Annotated in this window: 20 protein-coding genes; 2 read left to right on the forward strand and 18 right to left on the reverse strand. The window is 43.3% G+C overall.

Annotated elements, in window-relative coordinates; all coding sequences use genetic code 11:
* Positions 1-8: 8 nt before the first annotated feature.
* The 3 genes from O3646_RS03575 to O3646_RS03585 form a co-directional block, all read right to left on the reverse strand.
* Entirely contained in the window at positions 9-1370 is a 1362-nt protein-coding gene (locus tag O3646_RS03575) for a cell wall metabolism sensor histidine kinase WalK (protein WP_070595204.1), read from the reverse strand.
* Positions 1354-2034 (reverse strand): response regulator transcription factor, encoded by a 681-nt coding sequence (locus O3646_RS03580; RefSeq protein ID WP_021152983.1) that lies wholly within the window; start codon positions 2032-2034, stop codon positions 1354-1356. Before O3646_RS03580 ends, O3646_RS03575 begins: the two co-directional genes overlap by 17 nt.
* 135 nt (positions 2035-2169) lie before the next feature.
* On the reverse strand, positions 2170-2709 hold the full coding sequence (locus O3646_RS03585; protein ID WP_070595202.1) for a hypothetical protein: 540 nt from the start codon (positions 2707-2709) through the stop codon (positions 2170-2172).
* A gap of 205 nt (positions 2710-2914) precedes the next feature.
* Between O3646_RS03585 and O3646_RS03590 the strand changes: the two genes are divergently transcribed.
* Complete coding sequence (locus tag O3646_RS03590) at positions 2915-3448, forward strand: biotin transporter BioY (RefSeq protein WP_014713140.1); 534 nt, start codon at positions 2915-2917, stop codon at positions 3446-3448.
* Positions 3449-3504: 56 nt separating this feature from the next.
* Here O3646_RS03590 and O3646_RS03595 read toward each other — a convergent pair whose 3' ends face one another.
* The 13 genes from O3646_RS03595 to truB all read right to left on the reverse strand — a co-directional run bounded on the left by O3646_RS03595 (position 3505) and on the right by truB (position 16126).
* Positions 3505-6048: a M1 family metallopeptidase gene (locus tag O3646_RS03595; protein ID WP_118228285.1), complete on the reverse strand. Its 2544-nt coding sequence runs from the start codon at positions 6046-6048 to the stop codon at positions 3505-3507.
* Positions 6049-6178: 130 nt separating this feature from the next.
* Positions 6179-6832 carry a phosphate signaling complex protein PhoU gene (phoU, locus tag O3646_RS03600; RefSeq protein WP_003006603.1) on the reverse strand — a complete coding sequence of 218 codons (654 nt, stop codon included), beginning with the start codon at positions 6830-6832 and terminating at the stop codon, positions 6179-6181.
* Between the two features lie 12 nt (positions 6833-6844).
* Positions 6845-7603, reverse strand: a complete 759-nt coding sequence (pstB, locus tag O3646_RS03605) for a phosphate ABC transporter ATP-binding protein PstB (RefSeq protein ID WP_003003393.1) — start codon at positions 7601-7603, stop codon at positions 6845-6847.
* 29 nt (positions 7604-7632) lie between these two features.
* On the reverse strand, positions 7633-8436 hold the full coding sequence (gene pstB / locus O3646_RS03610; protein ID WP_003011874.1) for a phosphate ABC transporter ATP-binding protein PstB: 804 nt from the start codon (positions 8434-8436) through the stop codon (positions 7633-7635).
* A gap of 10 nt (positions 8437-8446) precedes the next feature.
* Positions 8447-9331 carry a phosphate ABC transporter permease PstA gene (gene pstA, locus O3646_RS03615; RefSeq protein WP_003006597.1) on the reverse strand — a complete coding sequence of 295 codons (885 nt, stop codon included), beginning with the start codon at positions 9329-9331 and terminating at the stop codon, positions 8447-8449.
* The gene (gene pstC, locus O3646_RS03620; protein ID WP_014713132.1) at positions 9321-10232 is read right to left on the reverse strand and encodes a phosphate ABC transporter permease subunit PstC; all 912 of its coding nucleotides are present in this window, start codon (positions 10230-10232) and stop codon (positions 9321-9323) included. The genes pstA and pstC overlap by 11 nt, the downstream gene beginning before the upstream one ends.
* A gap of 16 nt (positions 10233-10248) precedes the next feature.
* Positions 10249-11115: a phosphate ABC transporter substrate-binding protein PstS family protein gene (locus O3646_RS03625; protein WP_118228286.1), complete on the reverse strand. Its 867-nt coding sequence runs from the start codon at positions 11113-11115 to the stop codon at positions 10249-10251.
* Between the two features lie 107 nt (positions 11116-11222).
* Entirely contained in the window at positions 11223-12527 is a 1305-nt protein-coding gene (locus O3646_RS03630) for an RsmF rRNA methyltransferase first C-terminal domain-containing protein (RefSeq protein WP_371610553.1), read from the reverse strand.
* Positions 12528-13298: an inositol monophosphatase family protein gene (locus O3646_RS03635; RefSeq protein ID WP_368397742.1), complete on the reverse strand. Its 771-nt coding sequence runs from the start codon at positions 13296-13298 to the stop codon at positions 12528-12530. It abuts the gene before it with no gap.
* On the reverse strand, positions 13288-13566 hold the full coding sequence (locus tag O3646_RS03640; RefSeq protein ID WP_003003480.1) for a UPF0223 family protein: 279 nt from the start codon (positions 13564-13566) through the stop codon (positions 13288-13290). Before O3646_RS03640 ends, O3646_RS03635 begins: the two co-directional genes overlap by 11 nt.
* A gap of 12 nt (positions 13567-13578) precedes the next feature.
* Entirely contained in the window at positions 13579-13980 is a 402-nt protein-coding gene (locus tag O3646_RS03645) for a Spx/MgsR family RNA polymerase-binding regulatory protein (RefSeq protein WP_009732658.1), read from the reverse strand.
* Positions 13981-14289: 309 nt separating this feature from the next.
* Positions 14290-15225: a bifunctional riboflavin kinase/FAD synthetase gene (locus tag O3646_RS03650; RefSeq protein ID WP_368397937.1), complete on the reverse strand. Its 936-nt coding sequence runs from the start codon at positions 15223-15225 to the stop codon at positions 14290-14292.
* A gap of 4 nt (positions 15226-15229) precedes the next feature.
* Positions 15230-16126 (reverse strand): tRNA pseudouridine(55) synthase TruB, encoded by an 897-nt coding sequence (gene truB / locus O3646_RS03655; protein WP_031576628.1) that lies wholly within the window; start codon positions 16124-16126, stop codon positions 15230-15232.
* Positions 16127-16306: 180 nt separating this feature from the next.
* Between truB and O3646_RS03660 the strand changes: the two genes are divergently transcribed.
* Entirely contained in the window at positions 16307-17623 is a 1317-nt protein-coding gene (locus O3646_RS03660) for an FAD-containing oxidoreductase (protein WP_031576627.1), read from the forward strand.
* Positions 17624-17658: 35 nt separating this feature from the next.
* Here the strand turns inward: O3646_RS03660 and O3646_RS03665 are convergent, their stop codons facing one another.
* Positions 17659-18459, reverse strand: a complete 801-nt coding sequence (locus tag O3646_RS03665; RefSeq protein ID WP_031576625.1) for an alpha/beta fold hydrolase — start codon at positions 18457-18459, stop codon at positions 17659-17661.
* Between the two features lie 31 nt (positions 18460-18490).
* Complete coding sequence (locus tag O3646_RS03670; protein WP_118228292.1) at positions 18491-18934, reverse strand: GNAT family N-acetyltransferase; 444 nt, start codon at positions 18932-18934, stop codon at positions 18491-18493.
* Positions 18935-18940 lie beyond the last annotated feature (6 nt).

The following is an 18940-nucleotide window of genomic DNA, read 5'->3' on the forward strand; positions in this document are numbered from 1 at the left end:
TTAAAAGATTATGAACGATTTTTTTTACGACTTTCCGTCTTAATGGATAATTTCACTTCAAAGATGGTCCCTTTTGGTTTATTATCTTTGACTTGAATGGTCCCTTTAAAGGCTTCTACGATCTGCTTAGCGAGGGATAACCCCAAACCAAATCCACCTTTTTGACGGGTTCTGGCCTTGTCGACTCGGTAAAAACGATCAAAGATCCGTTTCTTATCCTCATCTCGAATCCCTGGACCATTATCCAGCACTCTCAAAAGAAGATTTTTATCCTTCAATTGAACTTCAAACTGGATCTCACCATCTTCATCGGTATACTTCAAGGCATTGTCATAGAGAATGGTCATCAATTGCTTGAGGAGCGTTCTATCAGAACAAATGACTTTGTCCACCTGATTGTCTCCTCGGAAGATTTTGCCATTTTCTTCTGCAATGATCTCAAAATTCGAGAAGGTCTGATCGAAAAAGCTTGGTTCGATATCTTCCATCTCCGGCTTCAAGCCGTCATCTCTTCGAGCGATATTAAGAAGGTTGGTGGTCAAGAGCTTCATATTTCGAACTTCATCCAAACTGGATGCAATATTCTCACTCGATTCCATAATGGTCGCTTCAGGCTTTCTAAAAAGCGTTTCGAGGCGATTTTGCAGAACTGCTAAAGGCGTCCTCAACTCATGGGAAGCATTTTCCACGAAAGCCTTTTGCTTTTGCATACTCTCAAGAAGGGGCTTGACGCTGAGACGTGCTAAGAAGAGACTAGCGAATAAAGAGATTCCCCAGAAGCAGATCATGACAAGGGCAATTTGACTTTCGTGCTCTTCACTGGTCTGCTCTAGCTGACTGATATTGGTCATGACAACCGCATACTTGATATCACTATCACTTTCATCATCAGATAAACTCAACTCTGCCATATAGGCCCGGTAACTTTCTTTTTTCCCATAGCTATTTGTAATTTGAAGTTGGGAAACCTTGTTGAGGAGCTTTCGACCAAACGTCACGGTTTTGAAGTTTAAAAACCCATTACCGGTTGTCAAGTTTTCATATTTTTTATTGAGCAAAACAACAGTGGTATTGGATGTGACATCCCCTTTAGGTTCTGATTTATCATGATCTGGGATCATCATCTCATGATCATTATCATCTCCTTTGGTATTTGACTGTCGCTGGTCTCGATAAGCAATCGCTACAAGCGAGTAGGGATCCTGACTGAGAGTCTTGAGGTTTTCATCGACCGTTGTATAGAGACTCGAGCGCATGACCTGGATGATAATCAGGGTCATGGCTGAGAATATCAAAGTAAAGAGCCCAAAATATCGGATGAAGTAGGAAAAATCATCTTCCCCGACGGTTTTCTTAATTCTGGTTAGCATCTTTTAAGATATACCCCACACTGCGCAATGTTTGCAAGTTCTCAACGAAATCAGTACCTTTTAATTTCTTACGGATTTTTGAAACATAGACTTCAACCACTGAGATGGTTGTGTCACTATCAAAGCCCCAGAGACGATCGAAGATCTGGGTCTTTGGAAGGATGACATTTTGGTTTTGAAGGAAATAGACCAAAAGATCAAATTCCTTCCCAAGAAGTTCCACTTCTTTCCCATCCACATAAGTCGAATTGGTAGATAAATTGACCTTCAAATTGCCATAATTGAGGGTATTTTCATTGACCTTTCCTGAGCGCTTCAAGAGAGCTTGAATCCGCATCTTAAGCTCTTCTAGGTAGAAAGGCTTGGTGAGGTAATCGTCTGCCCCTAGCTCAAATCCGTGCCCTTTGTCATCCAGACTTTCTTTGGCTGTCATGATCAAAACAGGGGTTGTCACGCCTTTTTCACGCAATTCTTTCAATACATGGAAACCGTCTTTTTCAGGAAGCATGAGGTCCAGCAAAATCAAATCATAGATCCCACTTTCTGCTTCGTAGAGACCTTCTTCTCCGTCAAAGACCTGCATGACATCCGCAAAATCATCTAAAAAATCAAATACTGAATTTGACAAACCAAGGTCATCTTCGACCAATAGAATTTTAATCATCGTCGTATCCTCTTCTCTTTCGTGAGTGAGTCTTTCTAATCTATTCTTAACCATTATAACACGACTTGCCTTCATTTCCTATAGTTTAGAACCCGGTTTTATGATCAAATTCAGCCTGCCTGAGGGAGGCTAATTCTATGAGTTTGTCGTGTTTTCTTTGTTACTTTGACTATCACTCGTCTTGTTTTTATTTTTTGAATTCTTCTTATTGGACTTTTTAGAGGAACCCTGGTTCCCTTCTTGTCCGCCAGATTGGTTCATGTCATTATCTGGACCATTCCCTTGTGGGCCACCATTGCCTTCTTGTGGCATCTGACCAGGTCCGCTGCCTTGTGGGCCGCCTTGTCCTTGGCCACCACCTTGTGGACCACCGCCTTGAGGGCCGCCATCCTGTGGGCCACCATTTTGCTGGTTTCCTTGTGAAGCATGGCCATTTTGACTATTTTGTTGCTGATTAGATCCTTGGTTCTGACCCGTTTGGACCGGTTGAGAAAATTGTTGATTATTGGAAGATTGTGAGGCGATGACACCGACACCAAAGCCACTTCCAGCACCAACCAACAATCCACCAACGGCTGCCATGCCAATCCACCACTTAGGACTTCGTTTGAGGACAACCATTTTTTCTTTGGATTCTTGCGTTTCGACTACTTGTTTTGTTTCTTTTTGATTCATCTTTTTACCTTTTATCTTTTTGTACAAGTACTTTTCTTTTAAAATTTAAAGGGAGCTCGATCCTTTAGTAAGGCGATTATACTTTAGGAGTCTTAAGCCTGCCTAAATTTTTACTTAAAAAATCCTAAAACAAGCGTGGGCTATTGACAGGTTGAGCTCCTTATTGTAGAATAGTTACCATAGAATAAATACGAGGTTAACTGTTATGAAGAAAATCTTTCCCTTAGTTCTCATCTCCATTGGAGTGGCCATGATCTCCGTCCTATCTCAATTCACCATTCCATTTGGTCCGATTCCTTTGACCCTACAGACACTCATGATCGGGATCATCGGGACCATCTATAAACCCAGCCATGCCTTTGTCACAGTCTGCCTCTACCTGCTTTTAGGCTTCTTAGGTTTTCCAGTATTTGCCGGAGGTGCTGGTGGTGCTTCGCATTTCCTTGGTCCTACTGCTGGTTTCCTCCTCTTCTTCCCATTCCGAGCATGGATCACGTCTCTATTTACCAATGCTAAATCCAGCATTTTCACTATCTTTTTTGCCAATCTCCTCAGTAGTGCTCTCCTCTTTGTATCCGGAGCTATCGGCTTTATGCTGGTCACGCATACTGATCTCCAAAAAGCATTTGCTTTGGTCGTTGCTCCCTTTATCCTTGCTGACCTCATCAAACTGGTCATCATCACGATCACCAGCAAGGCAATTTTTGCCAGCCTCAAACACCACTGGTATTTCAAATAAGATACAAAGTCCACTAAAAAATCGATACAGAAATTTCTGTACCGATTTTTTTAAATCTATTTTGTCGCAAGGATAGCGGCTTCTACTGCTGCTTTTTCCCGTTGGATTAAATCCACACGTGCTGCGATTTCCTTGATTCCCATGCTGATGTTTCGGCTGATAGCCATATCAGACAATTGTGGTTCAAAGAAAGCTTTGAATTCTGCTAAGCGCTCTGCTGTTTTGAAGGTATTGGCTGGGTAAATGACAAACTTGTCAAAGCTCATGTCTCCGCCAAGAGCTGCTTTGACCCATTCCCAATTTTCACGCGCCCAAGTCCAGGCAGATTCTTGGGTGAACTCATGGTGTAAGAAGGTGAAATACCAACTCATTGCCAAGTCTTGTGGTTTCACAACATCCTTGTTCTTCCACTCTGTCAAAATCTTTTCAACAGTGTCTGCATCGGTTGTATAAGCCAGAGCTGTAGACAATTGACGCTTGAAGTTGCCATCTGTCGCTTGGGCATAAGTGTTCAAGTACAAATCAGTCAATTCTTTGTTTTCATGGTGTTTGATTTGGTTAATCAAGATTTGCAAACGAATAGCGGCTGGAAGCTTGCTGATATCCTCTGCATGGGCTGCATAGATTTCACTTGCTTTGGCGCTTGCTTTGGCATCGTCTCCCTTGATCATATTTGAAATAACCAATTGACGAACCATTTCATCTTCATCCGCTTCTCCGGCTTTTGGTTCAAAACCAAGGCGTTCAAAGTTGAATTGGTTGAAGGTCACGAGCAACTTCTTATAAGCTGCTTCTACTTCCGTCCCTTCATCCACAAAGAGGCTGAGCCCTTGAAGAATTGATGAAACTGCAGATACAACCAAATAAGACGTTTCTTGGGTCAATTTCTCGATGACTGGCAAGAGACTTGCATAAGAGATGACACCACTTTCTGCCAAGAGACGGCGTTCTTGAAGGATTTGTTGCTTGCTCAAGTTATCCAAGGAAGCCATGTTGTCTACAATCGCATCCAAGAGCTCTCCTTGGTAATCGGTAATGTAGTGGGCTGTATTTTCCGTATTGAAACGAAGCGGTTCACTATTTGCAGCAGCAAGGGCAGCATAACCTGGGATTTCAAGGGTTTCTGTTTCAAGTGTATCTGGAATACCAGACCAGTTGCTGTTCAATGGCACCACCCATTGACGGCCTTGGTCTTCATGTTCTCCGATGAAGAATTGTTTTTGGCTGATCTTCAAGGTATCATTTTCTACCACTGCTGTAAGAACTGGATAACCAGGTTGTTCCAACCAAGAATCCATGAAGGCTGCTACATCACGGCCAGATGCATCACCTAGGGCATTCCAAAGGTCACGTCCAATAGTATTGCCGTATTGGTGTTTTTCAAAGTAAGCCTTGAGACCTTTACGGAATGCGTCATCTCCTAACCAGCGACGGAGCATATGCATGAGACGGCTTCCCTTCGCATAGACGATGGCAGGGTCAAAAAGAGTATTGATTTCATCAGGGTGTTTGACTTCCACATGGACAGATTGAACCCCATCGGTTGCATCGCGTTTCAAAGCCAATGGAACACCTGTTGTTTGGAAGTCTTCAAAGATATTCCAGCTTGGTTCGATGGCATTGACAGATACATATTCCATCATGTTGGCAAAACTTTCGTTCAACCAGAGGTCATCCCACCACTTCATGGTTACCAGGTTACCAAACCATTGGTGAGCCAATTCGTGAGCGACTACAAGAGCAACTTGTTGACGGCTAACTGCAGTTGAGTTTTCATCTACGAGGAGATAGACTTCACGGTACGTCACCAAGCCCCAGTTTTCCATGGCTCCAGCTGAGAAGTCAGGAAGCGCTACATGAAGGGATTGAGGAATTGGATACTTCACGCCATAATAGTCTTCATAAAATTCGATGACTCGTACAGCGACATCAAGAGAAAATTCTAAGTTTTTCAACGGATGGGCCTTGGTTGAATAGATACCTACGAGAGTGCCATTTTTTGTTTTGGCCGTGATCCCTTGAAGATCTCCAGCAGCAAAGGCAAGGAGGTAAGAAGACATCCGTGGAGTCGTAGCAAATTTCCAAATGCCTGTTTCTTTGCGGTTCTCCACATCGATTTCAGGCATATTTGAAAGGGCAATTTCACCTTCTTCTTGGTCAAATTTCAAAGAAAGATCAAACGTTGCTTTGGCTTCAGGCTCGTCCACACTTGGAAAGGCTTCACGCGCAAAATGGCTCTCAAACTGAGTTGAAAGGACTTCCTTCTTCACACCATCAATACTGTAGTAAGATGGGTAAATCCCAGTCATATTGTCTGTGATCTTACCAGAATAGGTCAGGGTAACTGTCACTTGACCTGTGCCTTCCAATTCAACATAAACTGCTTCATTGGCATCATCAACCGTAAATGGACGAGCTTGACCGGCTACCTCTACTGTTTCGATGGTCAAATCCTTTTGGTGAAGCGAGATCTTGTCCGCCTTGGCTTGACCTGTGATTACCACACGACCGCTAAAGGTCTTAGTTTTACGACTTAAATCCAAAAACACTTCGTAATGTTCTGGAACGAATGTTTCTACAAAATGTGCAACTGCTTGCATAATTTCCTCCTTTAAATGTTTCACGCTTTTCCAATCAAAAGCCCTAATAAAACTATTTTATCACAAAGTTGGGATAAAAGAAAAGACAAGCATGACAATGCCTGTCTGAGATCGAAAAGACTCCAAGATCTTACATTTCGATAATTTTACCTGTTTCAAAGTAAACTACCCATTCACAGATATTTTTTGCATAATCTCCGATGCGTTCCAAGAAGTTGATCACCTGGAAATAATCACGACCCGTCACGATGGACTCTGGATTTTTCCGAATTTCTTCTGTTGCTAATTCTTGGATGCTATCGAAGTAATGGTTGATGACTTCATCTCGTGAAGCAACTTCATAGGCCAAATCCACATCGCCTTTGAGGTAAACATCTAGTGTCGCTTCGACAAAATCTTTGACTTCACGGCCCATCTTGCTGATTTCTTCCTCAACAGATTGGATACGGACTTCCCCTTTCATGCGAATCGTTGCCTTGGCAATCGATACTGCGTGGTCACCCATCCGCTCCAAGTCAGAAACTGCTTTTAAGACGGTCATCACGACGCGAAGGTCTTGTGAAACAGGCTGTTGAAGGGCGATAATCTCAAAAGACTTACGCTCTAGCTTCACTTCGTATTCGTTGATCTCCGCATCATCTTCGATAACCTGACGGGCCAATTCACGGTCATGGGTCACGAAAGCACGAACTGTACGGTTGATCTGACTCAACACTTCATTTCCCATTGCATAAAACTGGTTATGCAACTTCTCTAAATCTTCTTCAAATTGAACTCGTAACATTTTATTTTCTTCCTATCCAAATTTACCAGAGACATAGTCTTCTGTTTCTTTCTTAGCTGGGTTCAAGAACATTTCATTGGTATCATTGTACTCAATCAAATCCCCATCCAAGAAAAAGGCTGTTTTATCGGAAATCCGACTCGCTTGTTGCATGGAGCGTGTCACCAAGAGCATGGTGTAACGGTCTTTTAGTCCATACAAGGTTTCTTCAATCTTCCCAGCTGAAATCGGGTCTAGCGCTGAAGTAGGCTCATCCAAAAGAATAATCTTTGGACTGGTCGCAAGGACCCGCGCCACACAGACCCGCTGCTGCTGACCACCGGAAAGCCCGATAGCTGAATCATGCAGGCGATCCTTGACTTCATCCCAGATGGACGCGCGTTTCAAAGAGGTTTCAACTGCTTCGTCCAAGACAGCCTTGTCCTTGACACCATTAATCATCAAGCCATAGGTCACGTTATCATAAATGGACATTGGGAAAGGATTGGGCTGTTGGAAGACCATTCCGATTTCCTTACGCAATTCGACCGTATCGGTCCGTGGTCCGTAGATATTATGTCCATTGTAGAGGATGGTTCCTGTGGTGGTGACCTCATGGTTAAGGTCGCCCATGCGGTTAATGGCTTTTAAAAGGGTAGATTTCCCTGATCCTGAAGGACCAATCAAGGCTGTAATCTCCTTTGGAGCAAAGTCCAAGGAGACACTATTCAAAGCCTTCTTTTTATTGTAATAAACCGACAAGTCCTTGACTTGCAAAATTGGTTCTGTCATTCTATTTTCCTTTTTGTTGTCATTTTACTTTATCCAAAGTGACCAGATACATAATCGTTGGTCGATTGCAATTTCGCATTTTGGAAAATATTCGAAGTCTTATCGTACTCGATGAGGTTTCCTAGGTAGAAGAAACCGGTATAATCACTGGCACGGGCTGCTTGTTGCATGCTGTGGGTCACGATGACAATGGTATAATTCTTCTTCAACTCAAGCATGGTTTCTTCTAATTGCGCTGTCGCGATCGGATCAAGCGCTGAAGCAGGCTCATCCATGAGTAAGATATCTGGCTTCACAGAGATGGCCCGTGCGATACAAAGTCGTTGCTGTTGACCACCTGAAAGTGTCAGAGCTGATTTATGAAGGTCATCCTTGACCTGATCCCATAGAGCTGCCTGTTTCAAAGAAGTTTCGACCAATTCGTCCAAGATCTTCTTATCTTTCACCCCAGCGCGTTCATGCGGGAAGGTAATGTTTTTATAAATCGATTTGGCAAAAGGATTGGGCCGTTGGAAAACCATCCCAATGTGCTTGCGCATTTCATAAACATTGATATCTGGACGATTAACATCGATTCCTTCATACCAAATTTCACCCGTTACACGCGCAATATCGATGGTATCATTCATCCGGTTTAAACTACGGAGGTAGGTGGATTTCCCAGATCCTGAAGGACCGATCAAGGCTGTAATCTTATTCTTTTCAAACTGCATATCAACGCCTTTAATGGACTCGTTCGTTCCATAATAGACATGCAAATCTTTGGTCGATAGGACCACCTTTTCTTCAGGAAAAGTAATGATGTGTCTCTCATCCCAATTGTATTTTGACATTTCTTCTCCTTTAAGCAGATGTTAGTTTTTTATGGAGGTAACTTCCGAGTTTGCGCGCTCCAAAGTTAAAGATCAAGATAAAGATCAAAAGAACGGCGGCAGAACCGGCTGAGACTTCGATCGAGTCTGGAATGGTTCCTTCACTGTTGACCTTCCAGATATGGACAGCCAAGGTTTCAGCCTGACGGAAGATCGAAATCGGACTGGTCACACTAAAGATATTCCAGTTTGACCAATCAAGGGCTGGAGCCGATTGACCTGCAGTATAGATCAAGGCAGCAGCTTCCCCAAAGATCCGTCCTGAGGCTAAGACGACCCCAGTGATAATACTTGGAAGAGCTTCTGGTACCACGACATGAATCACAGTTTCCCAGCGAGACAAGCCCAGTGCTAGACCTGCTTCACGCTGCGTATGGTGGACGTGCTGCAAGCTATCTTCGATATTACGGGTCATCTGTGGCAGGTTAAAGACGGTCAAGGCCAATGCCCCTGAAATGATCGAAAATCCGTATTTGAACTGGACAACAAAGACCAAGTAACCAAAGAGACCTACAACGACAGATGGCAAGGAAGACAAGATCTCAATACAGGTACGAACCAAATTGGTCAAACGACCTTTTTTAGCATACTCAGAGAGGTAAATCCCAGCTCCAAGAGAAAGTGGGAAGGAAATCACCAAGGTAATGACCAAGAGAAAGAAGGAATTATACAATTGAATTCCGATCCCTCCTCCTGCTTGGTAAGAAGAAGATTTTCCAGTCAAGAAGTGCCAAGATACATGGGGCAAGCCACGGACTAAGATATAAAGGATCAATGAGGCAAGAATCGCAACGATGATCCCTGAAATAGCATACAGCACTCCTGTCGCAATTTTATCCATTCGTTTAGCGTGCATAGTTCTTCTTACCTCTTTCTTTCGTAATCAGTTTAATCACACTGTTAAAGGCAAGACTCATGAGGAGCAATACCAAGGCGAGTGACCAAAGAACATTGTTATTGACCGTACCCATGACGGTATTTCCGATTCCCATGGTCAAAATAGAGGTGAGGGTGGAAGCTGGTGTTGTGAGCGAGGTTGGTACCACTGCCGAGTTTCCTACAACCATCTGGATAGCCAAGGCTTCCCCGAAAGCACGCGCCATACCAAAGACAACCGCTGTAAAGATTCCAGAGCGGGCTGCCTTGAGCGTGACATGCCAAATAGTTTGCCAACGGGTCGCTCCCATGGCCATACTAGCTTCCCGGTAATGACGAGGCACAGCTCGGAGGCTATCGGTCGTCATAAAGGTAACAGTTGGCAGGATCATAACAAAGAGGACAAAGACCCCTGAGAGAATCCCAAAACCAGTCCCTCCAAAGAGACTACGCGTAAATGGGACGACCACTTGAAGACCAATGAATCCGTAAACAACTGAAGGAATCCCCACTAAGAGCTCAATCGCTGGTTGCAAGAAACGAGCTCCTTTAGGAGAGACTTCTGTCATGAAAACAGCTGCACCAATGGCAAACGGCGTTGCCAAGAGGGCAGAAAGCAAGGTTACAATAAAGGAACCTAGAATCATTGGTAGGGCTCCGAATTCCTTTGCAGCAGGATTCCAAGAGCTCCCAAATAGAAAACTAAAGATATTGACTTTATTGACAAAGAAAGTCGATAAACCTTTTTGGGCCACGAAAATCAAAATCATGGCAACGACGACAACAATCAAACTCATGCATAGAAAAGTAATGGTTTTCCCAAATTTTTCTAGGCGGGAGTTTTTTGATTTCGTCAGCATTTTTTTTGCTACTTCGTTCATTTTTTACCTAATTCTTTTATTTTTTTGTCACATTCCCTTTTAAATCACGGGTGACTTTCATATCATTGATTGGGATATAGCCCATCTTACCAACAACTTTTTGCTGGATCTCATCGGTCATCATGTAGTCAATGAATTTTTTAGACAACTCATTGGGTTTTCCTTTGGTATACATGTGTTCATAAGACCAGATTGGCCAGTTATTGTTGACAACATTGGCTTTGGTTGGTTCATAACCGTTAAGCTTCATGGTTTTGACACTGCTATCCAAGTAGGTAAAGGCTAGATAAGAGATGGCTCCTGGCGTTTGAGAAACGATGTTTTTCACCATTCCATTAGAGTCTTGCTCTTGGGCCTGCTTGGGTTGTTTGCCATCCATGATAATGGCATCAAAGACAGCACGGCTACCAGAACCAACCGCCCGGTTCACAATCGTGATTTCAAGATCTGGACCTCCCAATTGCTTCCAGTTGGTATATTCACCCGTAAAGATCTTTCGCAATTGCTCTGTTGTCAAATTATCTACTGAGATATTTTTATTGGCAATGATAGCTGTCCCTGCTACGGCTACCTGATGGTCGACTAGACTAGAGGCATCAATCCCAGATTTTTCTTCAGCAAACAAGTCACTATTTCCGATGTCCACAGCGCCAGATTGAACTTGTGAAAGTCCTGTACCAGAACCTCCTCCTTGTACATTTACAATCTTACCAGGATGTTCTTCAATGTAGCGATCTACTACTCCTTCAACCAAGGGTTGTAAGGCAGTCGATCCGACAGCAGTGATGGATTCTCCGCGATCGATCCAAGAAGCACAAGCAGATAAACTTCCTGCTAATGCGATCGTCGCTAGTCCTAGGATCAGCTTTTTAGACTTTTTCAAATCATGTCTCCTTGATATTTCACTATTTCACTTATGATTTTGACAAGTTTTTTTCAAAAAAACCTGTACTTCCACTATATCATAGAACGGGTTCTTTGCCCAGCATTTTACCTAAAACGAAGCCCCTTTGGATAGAAATTTTTCAGGGTCTGTCCGGTCACTTTGGCAAAGCCCAAACCATTGCCTTCGACAAGGACCTGGTACCATCCATTTGGATGCGTTTCCTTCAATTGAACCGTCTCTCCCGCCACATAATGAACAAAGTCTTCAGGCGTGATCGAAACGGTCTCTTTAACCTCACTCGGTTTCAGAGCAAGGCCCAAGGCAAAACTAGGTTCAAATCGATTTTTCTTGAAGGTCCCTAGGTGCAAACCATTTCGGGCAATTTTTACTTTGCGCAAATCTGGTAAACCAAGTGGAACCAAGTAGAGTTCATCTCCAAAAGTTTCGAGGACACCTTCTAGAGTGATCTTCAAGTGTTTCTTAGCAAACTCCTGCCACCATTTCTTTTGCTCCGCAGATAATTGGTCCTTTTTGGAAGGGATTTTGGCAGGACGATTCTCTCCTAGATAACGGAACTTAGCAACAAATTGTCCCTCCCCTTTAAAGAGATGAGGATACATGCGCGCCGTTTCTGGATGGTCAATGCCTTCTGCCATACCATTGATCTTCTCGATAATTTCCAATTCCAGATCATAGTTTTCCAAAAGCCAGGATACGATCTCTTCATTTTCCTCAGGAGCCCAGGTACAGGTTGAATACACCAAGGAACCACCTGGGACCAACATCTTGAGAGCATCCTCTAGAATCTCTCTTTGAAGGAGACTGCACTCTCGAGGATAATCGATGGACCAATAGTCCATGGCATCTGGTTGCTTACGAAACATCCCCTCACCGGAACATGGGGCGTCTAGTACAATCAGATCAAAAAAGCCTGAAAAAACCTTTGCCAGACGATCGGCAGACTCATTGGTTACCAATACATTTCGGGCACCAAAGCGTTCGACATTCTCTACAAGAATTTTCGAGCGGCCCTTGTGGATTTCATTGGAGACCAAGAGTCCCTGATTGTCCAAATAAGACAAGAGTTGGGTGGTCTTTCCCCCAGGAGCCGCGGCCAAGTCTAAGACCTTCATTCCAGGCTTTGGCTGAGCGACTTGGGCCACTATCTGTGCAGCTGGCTCTTGCGAATAGACCAAACCCGTTGCGTGCTCGATGGATTTTCCTGAGACCTTTCCATAATGTCCCCAAGGGGTATTGGGAATCGGATCATCAAATGATTTTTGCGCTTCTTTCAGGGGATTAGTCCGAAAGGCCGATACTGCTTCTTGCTCAAAGGTTGCAAAAAAAGCAGCAGCATCCTCACCTAGAAGATGCTGGTATTTTTCTTTAAAACCATTGGGAAAATTCATTTAACTTCTCCCTTTCTTAAGATAGGTTTGAATTTCTGTTAACTTCACTTTTGGAACCATCATAATGGGTTCCACTGACTGGTAATTAGGTTTATCTCCATTTAGATTTAAAACGGTATAGCCCAACTGTTCCCCCATGATCGCAGCTGCGGCATAATCCCAGGGCCAGATGTAGCTAAAATAAGCTAGAATCCCACCTGAGAGAATTTTTGAAAAACTAATACCGGCACTTCCGTAGACCCGAATGCCAAGAGAATCCATACCAAGATCGGCCATGCCCCAGTCATTTTTCTCAAGCATGCCGACATTTGAAGCAATCAGAAAGTTTTCCAGAGGTTGGTCCACAAAGGGGGTCAGTTCAACCTCATTGCGATACACAGGGAATTCTCCACCCCCGTAAAAAAGGTGATCCCGCATCACATCATAGATCAGGCCAAACTGACCAATTCCGTCTTCAAAATAAGCCACCATCACCGCAAAATCTTCCTTTTGGGTCACAAAATTATTGGTCCCATCAATAGGATCAATCACCCAAACGGATCCTTCTGAAATCGGTGAACGAAGGCCATCTTCCTCCGCAAAAATCCGATCATCTGGGTAGCGATGTGTGATTTTTTCAACCAAATCCTTTTGAACCTGTTGGTCCATCTGGGTGACTAAATCTGTCGGCCCAGTCTTTTTTGAGATCATCAAGTCATCATGGAGATGAAGACGCAAGTAGTCTCCAGCCTCTAAAACGATTTGTTTGGCAAACTCTAATTTATTCTTCAAGAGAAAACCATCCTTCCTCTTTTTGCTTTGCAGCCTGGGTAGCACGATAAAGAGAATAACCGCTCACTTCTTCGAACTCCCGTCCAAGACGCTTTTCTTCTCCGATACTAGGCACGACCTTCTTAAAAGCGCGGTAGGCTTCCATGTATTCTTTGGCTTCTACCTTACTTTCATAGGCTTCTTCAACTTTATTGAAAAAAGAAAGCACTGAAGCAAGCTCTTCAGTGCTCCACGATAAGTCCAGTGGGTAACTATAATTTTTTTGCATTCGACATACTTCTTAGTTTATTTCTGCTCTTAGAGTGGCAGAGCGTAACTCTTGTTTGCGATAACTCCGTGGCAAGAAGGCCCGAATTTCATCTTCGTTAAAGCCAATCTGCATGCGTTTGTTATCTAAAATAATCGGTCTCCGCAAGAGACTAGGATTTTCCTCAATCAGATGGATCAAGGCTGAGATGGATAAATCTTCAACATCAACATCCAATTTTTGAAAAATTTTTGAACGAGTTGAAATAATGTCGTCTGTTCCGTTTTCGGTCAAGGCCAATATACTTGTCAACTCCTGTTTGCTCAAAGGACTTGTCATAATATTGTGTTCTTTAAATGGAACATCGTGCTTTTTTAACCAAGCCCGAGCTTTTCGACATGATGTACAACTCGGCGATAAAAATAATGTAATCATGTGGTTCACTTCTTTTTTTATATATAACTATCTGACTCTATTATACAAAAAAAATAGGTGCTTGAAAAGCGCTTTTTTGATTTCTCGACGATTTTTCTAAATTTCAGTGGAAAAAAGAAATCCCTTTCATTTTTCCCAAGAAGAGGACCGAAAAAAGAGAGTGGGACAGAAATCGGTCATTCGTTAGAATTCGATTTCGTCGTCCCACCTCCGCACAGTTGAGTAGGGCTGTAAAAGCTGATGAAATCAGCGTAGTAGAGCCCACTCAACCACTGCGTCTTGCTCGACAATCCAAAAACAATTGAGAGGCTAGGACTTTTGTCCCAGCCCCTCGTTCCAGTTTCGTGAAACTGCTTCATCTTCTTCTAGTTGCGCCACTAGTTGATCGATCCCATCGAATTTGACCATTTCTCGAATCTTATCTAACCAGTGAATGGTCAGGGTATGACCGTAGATATCTCCAGAAAAATCAAAGAGATTGACTTCGAAACGAAGCTCTTTCCCATCAAAGGTGACATTTTTCCCGACAGAAGCCATCCCACGGTAAGTCTGCCCTTTAAAATCGACATCCACTACATAAACCCCATCTGATGGTAAATAGGTCCGATCAATCGGTGCTAGATTGGCGGTAGGATAGCCAATGGTGCGGCCACGTGCATCCCCATGCACGACGATTCCCCGACTGGATAAAGGGTGACCAAGTAGACGGGTAGCTTCGTGGACGCGTCCTTCTAGGATAGCTTGACGAATGCGGGTCGAACTAATCTTTTCACCCTGATCCAATACAGGGGAAATGACCTCCACTTGACCATCAAAATAATCAGCTAAGTCAGAGGCCGTTTTTTTATCAGAGCCAAAACTATAATCAAATCCAGCAATTAAAACTCGGGCCCTCAAGGCTTTGACAAATTGAACAACAAATTCTTTGGCGGTTTTAGAAGCAAAATCGGTCGTAAAATCAATGAGGAAGAGCTCATCCACTCCTAGTTCGTTTAATTTTTGGAACCGATCCTCAGGACTCTGCAAATGAAGCAGTAATTCTGGTTGGTAGCGAACAAAGGCTAACTTAGGAGATTCAGGGAAGGTTAACAAAGCGACCTTCAAGCCTTTTTCATCCGCTATCTGACGCGCCTTTTTAAAGAGTTCTTGATGCCCCAGATGCAGGCCATCAAAGTAGCCCAGAACCAAAACTGTCTCATTCTCCAAATGGATCTGGTTAGCAGTAGTAATCGTACGAATATTCATGAATTTATTGTAACACACTTTCTGTTAGAAAGACTTTTCGAGGTTTGTAAAGTTCTTCTCTTTTTTCTAAAATGGCTACCAATTTTCCTTGGTAAAAAGCAGCTAACTCTTTGGAGTTACTCACAACTGGAATAAAGCGTCCCACTTGGACTTCGCCAACCTCTTCAACTGTCAGCTCTACTTTTTCAAGATCTCCGGTTCCAATTTCAAGTGGATGAAGGAAGCTCAAATCTCCTTGGGCTACTTTTTCAGCCACTTCTTCTAAGGTCAGGGAATCTTCCAGTGACAAACCAGCAGCACTGGTCCGTGTCAAATGAGACATATGGGCTGCGTAACCCAGTTTTTGACCCAAATCCACCGACAAGGTCCGGATATAGGTCCCCTTGCTGCATTTGACCCGGAAACGAAAACGGGCTAGCCTTTCTTCATAGCTAATCTCACTGGTGCGCGTGAATTCATAAATGGCTACCTGCCGTACAGGGCGTTCCACTTCTTCTCCTGCCCGCGCATATTCATAGAGCTTACGTCCATTGACCTTGACAGCGGAATACATAGGTGGTACTTGCTCGATTTCTCCCACCATTTGGGCAATCATGCGGTCCACCTCTCCTGCATCTAAAGGGGCTTCCACTGGGGTCTGCTCTACGACTTCACCACTTGCATCCTCCGTCGTGGTAGAAAATCCCAAAGTGATTTCTCCCTCATAGACCTTTCCTTCATCTTGCATGAATTCGACCATCCGGGTCGCCTTTCCAACTGCAATCGGAAGCACTCCCACCACATCTGGATCCAGCGTTCCCCCATGACCGATCTTCTTAGTTCCTAAGATTTTTCGCAGTTTAAAGACCACATCATGTGAGGTCATGCCTGCTTCCTTTTTTACATTGATAATTCCGTCCATCTGATTTGCTCTTTCTAACTCTTGTGTGACCATCCTGGCCACCGACCCTTTATTATACCATGAAACAAGACTTCTTGTCCCTCTTTCCCCCTTCTCATGAGCTCCTAAAAAATCCCGTAGCAGATTTCAGACTTTTTAAAATGGGTTTGATACAATAGAAAGCGAAAGAAGGTGTAACATATGTTAATGTATGATGTTATTGTGATTGGATTTGGTAAAGCTGGTAAAACACTCGCAGCGAAATTATCAAGCCAAGGAAAAAAAGTCGCTCTGATTGAAAAGAGCAAATCTATGTACGGTGGTACTTGTATCAATATCGCTTGTATTCCAACCAAGACCTTGATTGTTGCAGCAGAAAAAGGCTTGGATTTTGAGCAAGCCATGAATGAGAAAAATGCAGTGACGACTCGTCTCAACGGCAAGAACTACGCAACCATTGCTGGAACTGGCGTAGACATTATCGATGCGACGGCTCGTTTCGTTTCTAACAAGGTCATCGAAATTCAAGCTGGAGATGAAAAGGAAGAATTGACAGCTGAAACCATTATTATTAATACTGGTGCTGTTCCAAATGTCCTTCCGATCCCAGGATTAGCTGAAAGTAAATTTGCCGTGGATTCAACCGGTATTCAACGTTTGGAAAACCTACCTAAACGCCTCGGTGTCCTTGGTGGTGGACCAATCGGATTGGAATTTGCTCATCTCTATAATACCTTGGGTAGCCAAGTAACGGTATTGGATGCTTCTGAAACATTCTTGCCACGGATCGAGCCAAGTATTGCAGCTCTTGCAAAAAGCTACCTTGAAGAAGATGGCATTCAATTCTTGCAAGGCGTTCATACCCAAGAAATCAAAGATGGCCAAAACAGCTTAACGGTTGTCACAGATAAGGGAGACTTCGAGTTTGATATCCTTCTCTACGCAACAGGACGTAAACCAAACATCGCTGGACTTGGTCTTGAAAACACAGATATCCAAGTCACTGATCGTGGAGCAATCCAAGTCAACCGTCATTTAGAAACCAGCGTCCCTGGTGTCTTTGCAGTTGGGGATGTCAATGGTGGTCCTCAGTTCACTTACATGTCACTCGATGACTTCCGCATTGTCTTCAACTACCTTACAGGCGATGGTAGCTACAATCTCGAAACTCGTAGAAATTATGCGACAACACTCTTTATTGCTCCTCCACTTGCCCAAGTCGGCTTGACCGAGCAAGAAGCACGTGACAAAGGACTTCCAGTTGCTGTTAAAGAATTGCCAGTTGCTGCCATGCCTCGTGGACATGTCAATGCAGACCTTCGAGGTGCCTTCAAAGCCGTGGTCAACCCAGAAACAAAAGAAATTCTTGGAGTGACGCTCTTTGGAGAAGCTGCAGGCGAAATCATCAACCAGATTACCATGGCCATGGACAACAAGATCCCTTATACTTACATCGCAAAACAAATCTTTACTCACCCAACCATGGCAGAAAACCTAAATGATCTCTTTGCGATTTAACTAACATAAAAAAGCTGGAAAATATTCCAGCTTTTTTAGTTTAAGAATTCACAGACAGCCTCTTGAAATACTTTATTTTCTTCATAAAGAGCATGCCCAGAATGTTTTAGAATAAGGAGCTGGCAACCCGAAATCGCTTTTGCTAGTTCCTTAGATCCGTCCACACCGACCACATCATCTTCAAGGGCACCAAGGATCAGGGTCGGACAATGAATTTCTTTTAAGACCTCAAGGCTATTATGTTCCAGGCAAGACTGAGACTGAATGGCTATTCTATTTTCATCTTTGATTCGCCCCAAGCGACCCATGATATTATAAAGCAACCGCCACTTTTGATAGCTCTTTTGCGTGTAGGAATGCTTTGCAATATCCAGCATGAGATGCTTAAAATTTCCAGATTGACTAAGTTTTTGCCAATGCTCAATTCGTTCTCTAGCAAGTTGACTAGGTTTTGCAGTGGTCACGGCTAAAATGAGCTTTTGAACCTTTTCTGGAAAATCTGCAGCTAGCCATTGGGCAATCATTCCACCTTGTGAAATCCCCATAACATAAGCGGTATCTAGGTTTAGTGTCTCCATTGCTTCTGCTACATCTGCTGCCATATCCCACGTCGTATAGCCCTGTCTCAGCTCATTGATTCGAGAAAAAACATAGATTTTATAACGTTTAGCAAGTAGACGATACGAGAGAGAAAAGAGCTGTGCCTTTCCTTTAACGGTCTGAAGCCCATCCCCCAAGCCTGGTATGATCACTAATGGCTGCTTACCTTTTCCAAATGTTACATAGTCCATGCTCTTTTTGTTCAAATATAAGGTTTTCCCTTTTGTTGAAGACATTACTTCGTTCCCTCTACTATTTTTTCATGATTTATTTAGGTTGAGTTTTTAAATGCAAGGCAAAGCCGGCAGTCACTTTTTCAAATCCAACTGCCTGATAAAACTGATGTGCAGCATTTCGTTCAGCGGTTAATCCACTATTTAGAGCCAGTGCCTCAACTCCTTCTTTTACCGCTTGTTTTTTCAATTCATCGATTAGCCTACTAGCAATTCCTTGTCGTCTTGTTTCTTTTGCAACTGACAAAGCTAAAATTCGATAGTAAGACCCATCTGCTTCAAAAAAGAAGAGCTTTGCATAACCTAAGAAACCTAAAATTACTCCGTTTCTTTCAGCTAGAAGACAGCCATAATGTGGCTGAGAAAGAATCATTTCTAAACGTCGAGACAGCTTAGAAGCGGTTGTTGGATAGCCCAAGTCTTCGTATAAAGACAGTAGGGCTTCAGCATCTTCCATGGTTGCTTTTCGTATCTGCATAGGATC

The sequence above is a fragment of the Streptococcus sp. 27098_8_148 genome (assembly GCF_041432105.1).
GTDB lineage: Bacteria > Bacillota > Bacilli > Lactobacillales > Streptococcaceae > Streptococcus > Streptococcus parasanguinis_AE.